We start from the raw sequence: 14509 nt of genomic DNA, 5'->3' as shown, positions 1-14509 counted from the left end.
GCGCTGCGTCGCAGGCAGTACGAGTAGTACGACAAGACGCAGCAACGACGCCAGAAGAGTTTTTTTAGCCGCTCTCAGCGGAAGCGCGACTGGGGCACCGTGTGCATGTCCCCTTCCAGGCTGCCCACGTAGTTGGCCAGGGCCTTCAATTCGGCGTTGGTGAACTGCTTGGCCACGCCGGCCATGATGGCGTTGCTGCGGCCCAGGTTGGGGTTCTTCTCAGCCTTGTACGACTTGAGCGCCACGAACAGGTAGTCGGCGTGCTGGCCGGCGATGTGCGGGTACGAGGGGTCGATGGGCTTGGCGAAGTTGTCGCCGTGGCAGGACACGCAGGCGCCCTTCTTGAGCAGCTCGGCCACCTGCACGCTGGGTTCGCGCTTGGGCTTGGCTGGCAGCTCGGCCGCGCCGGCGGTCTTGCCGTGCTGTGCGTAGTAGGCGGAGACGTCGGCGATGTCCTGGTCGGTCAGCGAGTCGGCAATGCCGCGCATGGTGGGGTGCTTGCGGTCGCCCTTGCGGTAGGCGTCGAGCGCCGAGGAGATGTAGGCACCGCTCTGGCCCGAGATCATGGGCACCTTGTGGATTTCAGGAAAGCTGGCCTGGTAGCCCACAATGCCATGGCAGCCGATGCACATGGCGATCTTCTTTTCTCCCGCTTTCACATCGCCCTTGACTTCCTGAGCGTGGGAGAAGGCGGTCACGGAAGCGACAGCCAGGGCAAATATCGTGGTCAACGTCTTGTTCATTTTGCGCGCACAATCTCGTGGAAGTTCAGCCTGAGGGCTCTGCTTAACCGGGCAATTATAGCCAGCGCCTGTCAAGCCCATTCATCAACGATCCGGTGTTTTCCCTGCCATGAAATTCCAAGGTTCCCAGAACTACGTTGCGACCCAAGACCTGATGCTGGCCGTGAACGCCGCCATCACCCTGCAACGCCCGCTGCTCATCAAGGGCGAGCCGGGCACCGGCAAGACCATGCTGGCCGAGGAAGTGGCCCAGGCGCTTGGCATGCCGCTGCTGCAATGGCACATCAAGTCCACCACCAAGGCGCAGCAGGGCCTGTACGAGTACGACGCGGTGAGCCGCCTGCGCGACAGCCAGCTCAACGATGGCGACAGCAGCCAGCGCGTGAAGGACATCCGCAACTACATCATCCAGGGCGTGCTGTGGCAGGCCTTCACGGCCGACCGGCCCGTGGCGCTCTTGATCGACGAGATCGACAAGGCCGACATCGAATTCCCGAACGACCTGCTGCGCGAAATCGACCGCATGGAGTTCTACTGCTACGAGACGCGCGAGCTCATCAAGGCCAAGCACCGCCCGCTGGTGTTCATCACCTCCAACAACGAAAAAGAGCTGCCCGACGCCTTTTTGCGCCGCTGCTTCTTTCACTTCATCAAGTTCCCTGAAGCGGACACCATGCGCCAGATCGTGGCGGTGCACTTCCCCACGCTCAAGGCCGACCTGCTCAGCGTGGCGATGAAGACCTTCTACGACGTGCGCAACCTGCCCGGCCTGAAAAAGAAGCCCTCCACCAGTGAACTGCTCGACTGGCTCAAGCTGCTGGTGGCCGAAGACATCCCGCTGAGCGCCCTGCAAAGCGCCGACAACAAGGTGGCCGTGCCCCCGCTGGTGGGCGCGCTGCTCAAGAACGAGCAGGACGTGAGTCTGTTCGAGAAGCTGGTCTTCATGAATCAACGCAACCGTTGATCGGACCGCCATGACGCAGCCCACCCCGCCCACCCCTTCACTGCTCGACGGCGTTGCCGACGCCATCGGCTTCCTGGGCGGCGCGCTGGCCGGCTTCTGGCTGGGCCAGCTCGCGGGCTTCGACATCTTTGCGCCGGGCTACGGCATGGGCACGCTGGCCGGCATCGGCCTGGTGGGACTGGGCGGCGGCCTGGGCCTGCATGCCGCACGGCGCTGGCAGCAGCAGCGGCGCCAAAGACTGCAGGAAGCAGTGACCGCACAGGCACCGCAACCTCAGGCGCCCGCCAAAAGCACGAAGAAGAACAAGAAATGAGCGCCCCCACCCCGCCCGCCGCATTCGTGCCACCCGTCACCCTGCGCGACCAGGGCCTGCGCCTGGAGCCCCTGGCCCTGCACCATGAAGCCGGCCTGCAAGCCGCCGCGGCCGACGGCCAGCTGTGGACGCTGCGCGTGACCTCGGTGCCCGAGCCGCAGGACACGCGCGCCTACATCGAAACCGCCCTGGCCACGCGCGACCGCTTCGCGTTTGCCGTGGTCGACGAGGCCAGCGGCACCGTGCTGGGCAGCACCAGCTACCACGACATTTTGCCGGCCGTGAAGCGCGTGGAGATCGGCTACACCTGGTACCGCCAGAGCGTGCAGCGCAGCCACGTCAACACCACCTGCAAGCTGTTGATGCTGGGCCACGCCTTCGACACCCTGGGCTGCAACGTGGTGGGCTGGCGCACCGACAACTACAACTTCGCATCGCAGCGCGCCATAGAGCGCCTGGGTGCGCACAAGGACGGCGTGCTGCGCGGCCACGCGCTGCGCCGCGACGGCACCATCCGCGACACGGTGATGTACAGCATGCGCGCCGGCGAGTGGCCCGAGGCCCGCGCCCAGCTCATCTACCTGCGCGCACGCCGCGAAACCGCGGCCTGACACCGCCTGACGAAGACCCCTGCCTGACCGAGGAGGCACCCCACCATGCTCATCGACTTTTTCTACACCCTGCGCGCGGCCAAGCTGCCCGTGTCGGTCAAGGAATACCTCACCCTGCTCGAAGCGCTGGACGCCGGCGTGGTGGGCCCCCGCTCCGACGACTCTTGGAGCCTGGACGATTTTTACAACCTCTCGCGCCTGACGCTGGTCAAGGACGAGAAGCACTACGACAAGTTCGACCGTGCCTTCGGCGCCTACTTCAAGGGCGTGGAAATGCTGGCCGACTTCACCAAGGAAGTGCCCGCCGACTGGCTGCGCAAGATCCTGGAAAACGAGCTGACCCCAGAGCAAAAGGCCGCCATCGAAAAGATGGGCTGGGACGAGCTGATGGAGACGCTGAAAAAGCGCCTCGAAGAGCAGAAAGAGCGCCACGAAGGCGGCAACAAGTGGATCGGCACCGGCGGCACCAGCCCCTTTGGACACGGCGGCTACAACCCCCAGGGCGTGCGCATTGGCGGCGCCGGCAAGAACAAGAGCGCTGTGAAAGTGTGGGAGCAGCGCGCCTACAAGGACTACGACGACCAGCAGGAACTGGGCACGCGCAACATCAAGGTCGCCCTGCGCCGCCTGCGCAAGTTTGCGCGCGAAGGCAACGACCTGGAACTGGACCTGCCCGACACCATCCGCAGCACTGCGGCCAACGCCGGCTACCTCGACATCAAGATGGTGCCCGAGCGCCACAACAACGTGAAGGTGCTGCTGCTGATGGACGTGGGCGGCACCATGGACGAACACATCCAGCGCGTGGAAGAACTGTTCAGCGCCGTGAAGACCGAGTTCAAGCACCTGGAGTTTTATTACTTCCACAACTGCGTGTACGACTTCATGTGGAAGAACAACCGCCGCCGCTTTGCCGAGAAGTTCCCCACCTGGGACATCATCCGCAAGTACAACAAGGACTACAAACTCATCTTCGTGGGCGACGCCACCATGAGCCCTTACGAGATTTTGCAGCCCGGCGGCAGCGTGGAATACAACAACGAAGAACCCGGCGCCGAGTGGATCCAACGCCTCACGCACGCCTTCCCCAAGTTCGCCTGGATCAACCCCGAGCCCCAGGGCGTGTGGCAGTACCGCCAGAGCATCAGCATCGTGCAGCAGCTGATCGGGAATCGGATGTTCCCGTTGTCGCTGAAGGGCTTGGAAGAGACTATGCGGTTGTTGTCGAAATGAGGGATTGGGAGGGCCGCACGGCGCCCGCGGCTGATGCGATCAGCTGACCCGTTGCTGCTGGCGCTCTTTGCGCCAACTCTGCTCCTCCCCCGCCCGCCAGGCGCAAGCGATGACAGGCCCCGGACGCTCCGCACCTATCGAATCTGCAGGTGCCTTGCCAGGTGGTCCACCAGCCGATCCACCTTGGGCAGCAGTTGCTTGCTGAGCGGCCACACGATGTGCAACGGCAACCCGTCTGCATCCAGCTGCGGCAGTATCGGCACCAGGCGCCCGGCCGCCAGGTGCCCATCCGCCAGCCAGGTGGCCAGCGGCGCAATACCCAGGCCGGCAACCACGGCGTCGAGCTGCGATTCGCCATCGCCCACTACCAGGCGGCTTTCCACCATGCGGCGCTCTGCAGGTGCGTTGGTGCCGCCAACGCGCCACGGGCTCACGCTGCCGTCTGCCCGGCCATAGGCCACTGCGTCGTGGCTGGCCAGGTCGTCCAGCGACTCAGGCACGCCGCGCAGGCCCAGGTACGCCGGCGATGCGCAGAACACCAGCCGCTCGGTGCCCAGAAACCGGTGGCCCAGGTTGGCGGGCCAAGTGTCTGCACCGCCGATGCGCACGGCCACGTCGATGCCGTCGTCCACCACGTCGACGAAACGGTCGGTGAACGACACATAGGGCTGCACCGCCGCATGCTGGCTGACGAACTGCAGCAGCAGCGGCATCACCTTGAGCCGGCCAAAGGTGGCGGGCAGGTCCACCCGCAAACGGCCCGATGGCTCGGCCGCATCGGCCGCCAGCACGCGCTCGGCCGACTCCAGCTCTTCAAGCACCCGCACGCAGATGCGGTGGAAGGCCGCCCCCGCGTCCGTCAGCCGCAGGCGCCGGGTGGTGCGCTCGAACAGGCGCGTGCCCAGCCGCGCCTCCAGCCGCGCAATGGATTTGCCCACGGCCGAACTCGTCAGGCTCAGCCGCTCGGCCGCCGCCGTAAAGCTGCCCGCCGCCGCCGTGGCCACGAACACATCGATGCCCTTGAGCCGCTCTACCGATTGCATTGGTCACCCTCCCTTCAACCCCACGATTCAGGAAATTCATTCTATAACCGCCGGAAAAACCATCGCCAATAGGATCCTAATTCTTCAATAGACTGACCGGATTCGTTTCTATCAATGCCCCCATGTCTTCTCTTTCACCCCCCGCAGCCGTTAGCGCCAGCCCCGCCGGCACCGGCACCGGCACCGGCACCGCCTCCACCATCATCCTGGCCATCGCGGCCTTTGTCATCGTCACCACCGAGTTCCTCATGGTGGGCCTGCTGCCCGCGCTGGCTGCGGATCTGAACGTTTCGGTGTCTGCCGCAGGCCAGCTGGTTACGCTGTTTGCCATGGTGGTGATGCTGTTCGGCCCCGTGCTCACCGCCTGGCTCGCGCATTGGGAGCGCAAGCGCCTCTTCCTGGGCGTGCTGCTGCTGTTTGCCGCATCCAACGCCGTTGCCGCGCTGGCCCCCAACCTGTGGACGCTGGCCATCGCCCGCATCGTGCCGGCCCTGGCCCTGCCCGTGTTCTGGGGCACCGCCAGCGAAACCGCAGCGCAACTGGCCGGGCCCGCGCGCGCCGGCCGCGCCGTCTCTACCGTGTACCTGGGCATATCAGGCGCCATGCTGTTCGGCATACCCCTGGGCACCGTGGCCGGGGCCACCCTGGGTTGGCGCGGCGCCTTCTGGGCGCTGGCCGCGCTGTGCCTGCTGGTGGCCGTGCTGCTGCAGATGTTGATGCCCACCATGGCGCCAGGCAAGCGCGTGCGGCTGGGCGAGCAGGCGTTGATTTTGAAAGACCCGTTCTTCATCGGCAACGTGTTGCTGTCCGTCGCCGTGTTCACCGCCATGTTCACCGGCTACACCTACCTGGCCGAGGTGTTGGAGAAAATCGCCCACGTACCCTCCGCCCAGGTCGGCTGGTGGCTGATGGGCTTTGGCGCCGTGGGCCTGGCCGGCAACTGGCTCGGCGGCCTGTGGGTCGACCGCAAACCCCTGGCCACCACGGCCGGCTTCAGCGCCCTGCTGGCCATCGGCATGGCCGCCACCGTTGCGCTGGCCACGTCGCGCCCCGCGCTGGTCCTGGCACTGGCCGTATGGGGCGTGGCCAACACCGCGCTCTACCCCGTGTGCCAGATCCGCGTAATGAAGTCTGCCCCCAAGGCCCAGGCCCTGGCGGGGACGATCAACGTGTCGGCGGCCAATGGGGGCATTGCGCTGGGGGCTATCTTGGGCGGGGCGAGCATTCCGCTATGGGGGGTTGGGAGTGTGGGGGTGGCGGGGGCGGTGGTGGCGCTGTTCGCGGCGGTGGGTGCGGGGTTGGTGGGGCGGCTGGGGCGATCGGCAACGCGATAAGCACCCTGCCTTTTGCCCTTTTACCCTTTGGCTCAGGTGGCTGTTTTGGGCGATTGCTGATGGAGGTGGGCGGCACCACCATGAGCCCCTGTGAGATTCTGCAGCCCGGCGGCAGCGTGGAGTACAACAACGAAGAACCCGGCGCCGAGTGGATCCAGCGCCTGACCCACGCCTTCCCCAAGTTCGCCTGGATCAACCCCGAGCCCCAGGGCGTGTGGCAGTACCGGCAGAGCATCAGCATCGTGCAGCAGCTGATCGGGAATCGGATGTTTCCGCTGTCGCTCAAGGGGTTGGAAGAGACGATGCGGTTGTTGTCGAAGTGAGGGGGGCAGGCGCTTCTTCTGTCGCCCCAAAAGAGGACAACTCTCCATCGGCGATTCGATCAACGTCCAGCCACTTTGGGACATTCGCGCCTGACGCCTGCATCGAGATCGGCGTTGTAGACTAATTTGACAGGTCAATTTATGACCAGGCCGGCAAGTCCAGGGCACAAAGCAAGTTTCCACACATCGTCGGCCAGAAGCGGTACTCGAGGAGTGTTGTTTGACGCCCGCTTTATGCTGAATTCCATGGATCAGTGCATCACATAGGTGTCTGCTGCCCGCATTCCTGTCATTTTTTGGCGCGACGATCCGCATCGCTGTCGCTGTCGCTGTCGCTGTCGCTGTCGCTGCCAAGCAGATTCTCTACAGTTCAAAAAGTATTTGGTGAGATCTCCAATACGTTGGTACTGAACAGACGACGCAGTCGCCGTCACGAGACAGGTCGACCGCGATAGCCAGCTGGAGGCGACTTCGTCTCCTTTTGCGTCTTAGGCATAGCAGTCGACTTAAAAAGGGAGGGGTCGACCTCGAACACACTTACCGCAACCTGCCGATTCCCGTGAACGTGAGCGATGAGGCGGTCGTGCTTTGGCAACGGAACTTGCGCCGTTGACCCACCGAACTCTCCCGAGTTCGCCAGAATGACGGGCTGATACATGTGAAAGTGCAAGGCCGCCACCATGTTGTCGAATGTCTGGACGTCTTGGTTCAGGGCCGCCACCAGGAATATGTCAGACCTGTCGCGCAGATCGGCCACGAGGTCAAGGTCCGTAGCATCGAAGCAGATGGCTGCCGCAACTCGAGTACGCGTTTTTGCACCGATAGGTAGTTCAACCAGAGTCACGTGGGGACGGTAACCCTTGATGCCCATCTTGGCTTCAAGCTTCATCGGATGCTTCTTGCCCTGCCACACGTACTGGAACGTGCGCCCGTGTGTCTCGGACTCCTCGCGAATTAGCCACAGGCCCTGATTGATAGTACCTCCAGCGCGAGGGGAATCAAAAAAAGTCAGGCCCGCGAAGATGTTTGCCTTCAGGTCATCCGACAGACGTCTGAGGAGGAACGTATGCTCCGGATGTATAGCTAGCTCAGGGAAAAGCAGCAGGTCCACGATAGGTTCATGGGAACCATCGGCACCGAGGTCTTGAGTAGCACTGGCCCATGTTTTTAGCTTCTGATGCGTGAGCCGACACACCTCTGAGAGATGCCTCTGATGCTCTGCAAGAGCTTTCGGCGTCCAGTGCTTGGGGTCTTTACCATCAAACTCATCAAGTCGCGGCCGCATAGGCTGAACAATTGCGATGCGGAGTGGCCGGTCTACCAGAGGCCGATGGTCGTCGACTGGCACGACATACATTGGCGTTCGGCTCCGTGGTCCAAACAAAGCCGCCTGAACGCGCATCCGCCTATCAACATACGCAAGGAGGTCAGTGCGAGTTCGAGCGGAAGAAATCTCATCGCGCCCATCCGCTCGAAAGTCCACGCCGGGCCACTGAAGCAGGCTGGACAATAGGCCTGAGAGCCAAGGGGAGACGGGCGCCGGCTCATCAAGCAAACCTCTTCCAGAGTTCATAAGTCCGAAGCGTCGCAAGTACCAAGTACTCCTCAAGCCGGAGTAACGTCCAAAGTCCTCTGTAACTAGATACTGACGCGAGGTGAAGTCAATCTCGCCCGTGAGCGCCGACCTCAAGATTCTCCCGAGGCCGTACATCCATGCTTTTTCGACATCAACCCATTCAGGCGTCTCGCACAACGCATCGACAGGATCGGCGGGAGCCGTGCACGCAACCGACATGTAATCTGAATCCAACGGAACGGAATGAAGTGCCGACCACTGCTGGCAGCAAATAGCGATGTCGGCCACGCCGAGTCCATTCTTTAGAAGCCCCTCAATGCCCTGAGTCTTCAGCAGGGCAGCCGCGAGCATGAGCACGCCGTTCTCCTGCGAAAAAGGGTTGTTTGGCTGCGCCATAACTATGGCTAGAGGAACGGGCGCCTGGATACTATCGTCGACACTTGATGCCGCTCCTGCTACGCGACTAGCTTCCAAGAGCGAGCGAGGGATGTGCCTCTTCCAGATCGAAGCTGCCCCGCGCGACTTCATAGCGCTGAGGACGACGTCTGGCCGATTCAATGAAACCATTTCGACCGCACTAGCGATCACGTCAGGCTCCGCTTGCCGGAGGGACTCAGTGAACCAGGCCCCAAAGCGCTTGATGTTGGGGTGCAGTTGCTGCGCAACGAGCGCGAATGGAAGAGCCCCCTGGACCTCCTGCGGCGGCACAGCCTGGAACTGAGCCACACGTTGCAAAGTCAGATAAGACGCCAATTGACTGTCGACGTTGGCCAAGTCACTGAAGGAAGCGTAGTCCCCCATAGATGCGAGGAACAACATAGCCTGCTGATGCAAATACCAAGGGAACCGAGAGTGCTCTTTGATAAGACGCCTAGCAAAGGTGGCTAGGTCCTCGCGATATCCAACGACGTCGATGCCATCTGGATACTCCTCAGGCCGCCTGAATCCCGTCTCGATAGCTCCGGCGCGGAAGAGGTCTGCGGCGATGTACTCTGCCGCCTTCATCTCGCGGCGCTGGTCGAGGCTTGGACTGGGCTTGTTGTAGAAGAGCTTCACTTCCAGTGCTTCAAGAACCGGGAACAAAAGACGGGGATGCGGGAACAGGTCCAGTCCACATCGGAGCAGCAGCGCCAAGGCAGGATTTCTAGCCCAGCAATTGATGAGCTTTCTAGCGGAGGATTCAAACTCATGTGAAATAAGCTGCCCCCCAGTGACTTTGTCCGCGAGCGAACCTCCTCCTTTCACCAGGCCTTCTCGGTCAGTCATGGCGAGACGATGTCGAAGTACTTGGGTCAGTCTAGTGGCAACAAAACGCTTCACCGTGTCATCGCGGACATCGGTATTTGGCACCGCAATAGTCGCGAGTCCCATGCGCGTGCGAGGCCGCTCCTCTTCTTCTTCGATTTGGTCTGACATCCAGAGCAGTCCATCAAGGCCGCCGGCGGCCTGTGTCAACGACTCCAAATCGAACGTACCGCTGACCTCTCCTTTGAGCAGTTCCATCAGGGCTGATACATGGCTTTGAGCTGACATAGCCCGATAGGGCTTCGCGTCCGACTTGTGAGGAGAGAGTTGAAGCGCATTCTTCGCGCCTAGTTCATCACAGTGTTTTCCGAGCCAAATACCAACTGCTCTTTCAACCAGTTTTTTGATGTTGTCCAAGCACTCCACTGTAAGACCACTGGGTGCCTCAACAACGAGCCTCATGTCATCCACATAACGGCAGTAGTCGCGAATGCGAATCTCAAGTTTCATGTCGTCTTGAGGCAAGTCCAGTGTCCCTGCTGCCAATACCTTCTCCTGCATATTTCGGTCGAAACGCACTAGGTAGGCATTCGCAAGGAACCCAGCAGCGACTAGTCCTTGCGGGAGGCCTAAGGGCACGTCTTTGCTGTCCGCCCCCCCTATGAGGTCTGCATGTTCATGCTCGCTTTGCTGCCAGCGCCAATTGAGAATTTTTTTCGCTGCATTCCAGAATTCCGTGTCGGAAGCGAGTTCCTCGGGTAGGCCCCTCCGATCGACATGCTCCTTCTCGAGAAGCTTCAGTTCACCGATGAGCGCATTTCGGTCAATGCTATCGAAGAACGACTTGATATCTAGAGAGACCACGAAAAGCTCTCGACGCGAGCTCATGCGCGGCGCTAGTTCCGCACATATTTGGCGCGGCCGTGCAAGGAAAGTCCGATAGTCTTGGAAGTACTGCCGATAGGTCTTTCCGTTACCCCACGAGAATACAGCCTCATCGCCGCCTGCTGATGACTCTGTCCAAGAGCACTGCAGCCTATTTCCGTAGCTCACCACACTTCTGCTCAAGCGGCCGTCCTCCTCGATGCCGCTCGGGTTGCCCTGAGCGGACTCCACCGCCTCGGCCAAGCAAGCCATCACCGCAGTAGCGAGAGTTTGGTCGCGAATCGAAATATGTGCAAGTGGCCGCAGCTTGAGTTCGCCGGCCGCGCCGGCACTCATTCCAATGACATTAACATTCTCGATAGCTGCCCTGGGCCGCCACTCATTGAAGTATGGCTGGTTGTCCGTTTCATCAAGAATATCCTCGAGAGATGCAACTTGAAAGTCCCACCGAGCATTCTTGGGTGCAGGCACCAGCCTAAGCTCATCTGTCTTAAAGGTTCGCTTCCCCAGATGACGTGCCCATTCCTTTAGGTGAATTTCAAGATTCACCGCGGAAGAATCCAACTCCAAGACATCCGCGTACCAGTTGTGTCGGCGAATGAATGCTTGCGATTTCTTCCAAGCTTGAGAAAGGACCACTACGCTAGTTAGTCGATTCCCTTTAGGAGGTAGGGCTTGAAATTCGGCTTTTATTATGCTCATGTCGCAGTCTGCTTCTCGTTGTTGCCATACAAGTGCTAGGGATAGACAAACTACTGATCACCAGCAGTTTTAGCCATACCACAACCCGTTCTAGTCCATGTGAGGAAAAATTTCTATTCGGTGGCAGTGCAGTAGCAGCTGATACCGCTGAGTCGGTCTCCTCCCGCGCCATCATTTCGCCAACTGTATCTTCTTGTAATCTGATGACTATAAGGCCAAAGGCACTGTCGCGCCGGTAGCCGAAGATCGCTGTGAATAAAAGATGCGGCCGAAGAGTGCGTGATGTGTCTACTATGAACAGGCGTGGTCAAGCAAGACTGCAAAGTCTATAGGGCACTACCCGGATAGGGGCGACGGCGCTGGCAACTATTGAGCGCGCCAGGCCAATCAATATTAAGCCCGCACTAGAAAGAAAAAATTTAGACGTGTGCTTTGCCATAAATGCAGCATTCCAGTGCGCAGCGCTGAACAGCTGCATCCGCTGAAAACGGTCGGTTCGCTTGAATCCCTGCAGGGCAGCATTGGGACAAGAGCCCTCGTGCAATCCAGCGCTCCACGGGGTATGCCATCTTGCAGGTACCCTGCTTTCATCGTGACATTGACCAACCGATGCCAGCTCTCGCACCCAAGTCTCATTACACCTGACCACCAGCCCTGAACAGCGATACAGCCAAGGACCCGGAGGCGATCCACTACGCAAAGCCTGCCCCACGTGACGTCCTTCACCACCCCGCCGCCGCCCCACCCGGGTCGGGGCCAGCGCGTGACGGCTGCACCTGCCAGCCACCACCCTCCTCCGCTGCGCAGCCACCCTGCCCTCACCGCATGCCCCACGCCCAAACCCTCGCCACCGGCGCCAGCCATGGCCTGGCCCTGCGGGCCGATGGCGGTATGCTGGCCTGGGGTGACAATCGGCAGGCGCAGCTGGGCCAGGGGCGCACGATGATTAGCGCAACGGCGCGCGAGATTGCGTTGCCGGCCAAGGCGACCATGGTGCGCACTAGCCGCACAACGGCGCTGGTGCTGGATGCGCAAGGCAATGTGTGGAGTTGGGGGCCCAATCTGCGGGGCGAGCTGGACGATGGCACTCAGGCAGACCGGCCTGCGCCGCAGGTCATTTTTCGCGGGATGACCCACATCGTCAACGGGGGGAGGGAGCGCCCTAGTTCCTGATCGACAGCGAGAGCCAACCCTGGTGGTGGGGGCCGCTGCGCACGAGGTGGATGCCACCGAATACATGGCCAGCTGGTTGTTTGGAGAGTCGTATGAAATTCCTCCGCAGTATCACTTTGCTCGCAGCGTTGACGCTTGCCAGTTCTGCGTGCATTGCTCAGTTGGTCGGTGTAGTCGTCACCCCTGACGGCTATGAAGTCGGAGGCGTTCAATGGAAGCTTGCGACACCTGCAGTGGATGAGGTCGTACGCCTGAGTCCAACACGGGTCTTGATACTGTTCTGCACCACCACACCGCCAGCCAAAATCATCCAGTTCGAGACGGAGCTGGAAGCTCGGCACAAGGTTCCGGTGCAACTTGCCAGCTGGGGTAAAGCATGCCCAGACAACGGCTCTCAAACACGCCATTGGAGTGACCCGAATCGTCTCCAGGTAGGCTGATCGAGACTGCAAACACCTGCATGCAATAGATCTTGGGGCTCGATTGCCGGCGGGAGCCCCAAGCAGAGCTGCGGATTCTCTTGAAGCGCGCATCGTGGCCTGCGCACATGCCCGCGCTCCACAAGGCATCCCCTCTGACACGCGCCCCCGGTTTCATCGTGACAATGGCCCCTGGGTGCCGGCCGTTAGCGCACCTCACCCCACTTCAATCAACGCTAGAAGGATGGACTGACCGCGCATGGACAGCAGCACCGCATGGATCACCGAAACCCTCACCCACCCCCTGGCATGGGCCACCGCGCGCGCCCAGGCCCTGGGCTCCAGGGACTGGCTCGTGCTCGCAGGCATCCTCGTCTTCCAGCGCCTGTGCGTGCACATCGGTATGTGGTCGTATTGCCTGGCGGTGCTGCCAGGCACTGCATTGCATGAAGCCATGCACTGGGTCGTTGCTGCGCTGCTGGGGGCTCGGCCCACCATGCCCAACCTGGTGCCGGTGCGCACGGCCATGGGCTGGCGCCTGGGGTCGGTGCGGTTCCAGGCGGGGTATTTTCGCTCGCTGCCGATTGCGCTGGCACCGGTTGCGCTGGCGCCGCTGAGCTTTTGGTGGGCCACCACCTTCATGCCGGGGGCCGGGTCGGGGGTCATCTACTGGCTGCACGCCTGGCTGGCGGCGTCGGCCTTCGGGGCCAGTGTGCCGTCCACGCAGGACTGGTCGGTGGCCGCGCCGGCCTTGCTGGTGGGCGCGGTGGTGGCCGTGACGCTGTGGGTGGTGCTTTGATCGAGCAACCAATCAACCAGCCAATCATTGTTCGCTCTCTTCAAAGGCTGCGGGTACGATGCCCGCCATATCGAGCCCGCTTGCAGCCATGAAGGCTGCGATCTCTCGTTTACCCCGGTGCCTGCCGCGGCCCACAGAGATTCGGATTGGATAATGCTCGAAACCACGACCGACCAGGAGCGGCGGCAGGCCTACACCCCAGGAGACAGACGTGCCCTCTGTTTTTGACAGGCTCCAGCGGTACTGGTGGTCCTCGGTGGACGCCGAAGGGCTGGACATTCCCCTCACCGCTGTGAACCAGACAAATGCACTCGGCGAGTGTCCTATCCACGTCGCGGCCTGGAAAGGCGAGCCGGAGGATATCGCCTGGCTACTGGACCATGGCGCGGAGATCAACCAAGCTGGTGATTTCGAGATGACGCCGCTTCACTACGCCTACATGGGAGGCAAACCGGACAATGTGGCGATACTCATCGAGCGCGGCGCAAACCGGTTTGCCAGATGTGACCGGGGCATGCTCCCTGATCAGGGCCGTGGCAATGGTGTCCAACGGCCTGTGGTCGACCCAGACAAACTCCCATGAAAATCAACCCACTTGGCGCCGGTGTCTTCACCATCGATGGTTTCCTGTCGCCCCAGGAGTGCGCCCAGTACATCGCCGACAGCGAGGGCCTGGGGTACGAAGAGGCGGCGATCCGCACGGACGATGGCGAGCTGCTGTACAAGGATGCGCGCAACAACGACCGCGTGATCTTCGAACGGCGTGAGCTGGCCGCCAAGCTGTTCGAGCGGGCGCGCCCGCTGCTGCCGGCGGAGCTGAAAGGCCTGCTGCTCAGCGGGCTCAACGAGCGGTTTCGCTACTACCGGTATGAAAAGGAACAGAAGTTCACCTGGCACCAGGACGGTACTGTGCGGCTGAGGCCGGACCAGGAGAGCCTGCTCACCTTCATGGTCTACCTGAACGCCGATTTCGAGGGCGGCAGCACCGACTTTGGCTGGGAGCGCGTGCAGCCCGCGCAGGGCACGGCGCTGGTGTTTCCGCACCGGCTGCGGCACCAGGGTTCGGTGGTGACGGGTGGGGTGAAGTACGTGCTGCGCACGGACGTGATGTACCGGGACCCACAGGGCTGAGAGGCTGAGAATCTC

Annotated in this window: 13 protein-coding genes and 1 pseudogene; 11 read left to right on the top strand and 3 right to left on the bottom strand. The window is 61.6% G+C overall.

The window, feature by feature from the left end:
* Positions 1-74: 74 nt before the first annotated feature.
* Positions 75-743 carry a cytochrome c gene (locus ASE31_RS11695; protein WP_057201806.1) on the bottom strand — a complete coding sequence of 223 codons (669 nt, stop codon included), beginning with the start codon at positions 741-743 and terminating at the stop codon, positions 75-77.
* 109 nt (positions 744-852) lie between these two features.
* On the opposite strand from ASE31_RS11695, the gene ASE31_RS11690 reads away from it, so the two are divergent.
* The 4 genes from ASE31_RS11690 to ASE31_RS11675 are packed head-to-tail and all read left to right on the top strand — an operon-like array spanning position 853 to position 3864.
* Positions 853-1707: a MoxR family ATPase gene (locus ASE31_RS11690; protein WP_057201805.1), complete on the top strand. Its 855-nt coding sequence runs from the start codon at positions 853-855 to the stop codon at positions 1705-1707.
* Positions 1708-1717: 10 nt separating this feature from the next.
* Complete coding sequence (locus ASE31_RS11685; RefSeq protein WP_235514419.1) at positions 1718-2020, top strand: hypothetical protein; 303 nt, start codon at positions 1718-1720, stop codon at positions 2018-2020.
* A complete protein-coding gene (locus ASE31_RS11680) occupies positions 2017-2631 on the top strand; it encodes a GNAT family N-acetyltransferase (protein ID WP_057201804.1) in 615 nt (204 codons plus the stop codon). The genes ASE31_RS11685 and ASE31_RS11680 overlap by 4 nt, the downstream gene beginning before the upstream one ends.
* Before the next feature lie 45 nt (positions 2632-2676).
* Entirely contained in the window at positions 2677-3864 is a 1188-nt protein-coding gene (locus tag ASE31_RS11675; protein WP_057201803.1) for a VWA domain-containing protein, read from the top strand.
* A gap of 134 nt (positions 3865-3998) precedes the next feature.
* Here the strand turns inward: ASE31_RS11675 and ASE31_RS11670 are convergent, their stop codons facing one another.
* A complete protein-coding gene (locus ASE31_RS11670) occupies positions 3999-4907 on the bottom strand; it encodes a LysR family transcriptional regulator (RefSeq protein ID WP_057201802.1) in 909 nt (302 codons plus the stop codon).
* A 122-nt stretch (positions 4908-5029) separates the two neighbouring features.
* Between ASE31_RS11670 and ASE31_RS11665 the strand changes: the two genes are divergently transcribed.
* Complete coding sequence (locus tag ASE31_RS11665; RefSeq protein ID WP_057201801.1) at positions 5030-6241, top strand: MFS transporter; 1212 nt, start codon at positions 5030-5032, stop codon at positions 6239-6241.
* 56 nt (positions 6242-6297) lie between these two features.
* Positions 6298-6564 (top strand): annotated as a pseudogene (locus ASE31_RS11660) (hypothetical protein); the annotation flags it as partial.
* A 430-nt stretch (positions 6565-6994) separates the two neighbouring features.
* Here the strand turns inward: ASE31_RS11660 and ASE31_RS32555 are convergent.
* On the bottom strand, positions 6995-10819 hold the full coding sequence (locus tag ASE31_RS32555) for an RNA-directed DNA polymerase (protein ID WP_235514418.1): 3825 nt from the start codon (positions 10817-10819) through the stop codon (positions 6995-6997).
* A gap of 978 nt (positions 10820-11797) precedes the next feature.
* On the opposite strand from ASE31_RS32555, the gene ASE31_RS11650 reads away from it, so the two are divergent.
* The 5 genes from ASE31_RS11650 to ASE31_RS11635 all read left to right on the top strand — a co-directional run bounded on the left by ASE31_RS11650 (position 11798) and on the right by ASE31_RS11635 (position 14494).
* On the top strand, positions 11798-12145 hold the full coding sequence (locus ASE31_RS11650) for a hypothetical protein (RefSeq protein ID WP_057201798.1): 348 nt from the start codon (positions 11798-11800) through the stop codon (positions 12143-12145).
* Positions 12146-12237: 92 nt separating this feature from the next.
* Positions 12238-12585, top strand: coding sequence for a hypothetical protein (locus ASE31_RS31575; RefSeq protein WP_157412452.1), 348 nt, complete (start codon positions 12238-12240; stop codon positions 12583-12585).
* 238 nt (positions 12586-12823) lie between these two features.
* Positions 12824-13363 carry a hypothetical protein gene (locus ASE31_RS11645; protein WP_057201797.1) on the top strand — a complete coding sequence of 180 codons (540 nt, stop codon included), beginning with the start codon at positions 12824-12826 and terminating at the stop codon, positions 13361-13363.
* A gap of 211 nt (positions 13364-13574) precedes the next feature.
* Positions 13575-13946, top strand: coding sequence for an ankyrin repeat domain-containing protein (locus ASE31_RS11640; protein WP_057201796.1), 372 nt, complete (start codon positions 13575-13577; stop codon positions 13944-13946).
* On the top strand, positions 13943-14494 hold the full coding sequence (locus tag ASE31_RS11635; RefSeq protein ID WP_057201795.1) for a 2OG-Fe(II) oxygenase: 552 nt from the start codon (positions 13943-13945) through the stop codon (positions 14492-14494). The genes ASE31_RS11640 and ASE31_RS11635 overlap by 4 nt, the downstream gene beginning before the upstream one ends.
* The last annotated feature ends 15 nt before the right edge of the window (positions 14495-14509 follow it).

This window comes from Acidovorax sp. Root217, from assembly GCF_001428645.1.
In the GTDB taxonomy this organism is placed as follows: Bacteria; Pseudomonadota; Gammaproteobacteria; order Burkholderiales; family Burkholderiaceae_C; genus Acidovorax.
Note: the sequence above shows the minus strand (reverse complement) of the source record. Positions and strands in the feature narration are given on the sequence as shown.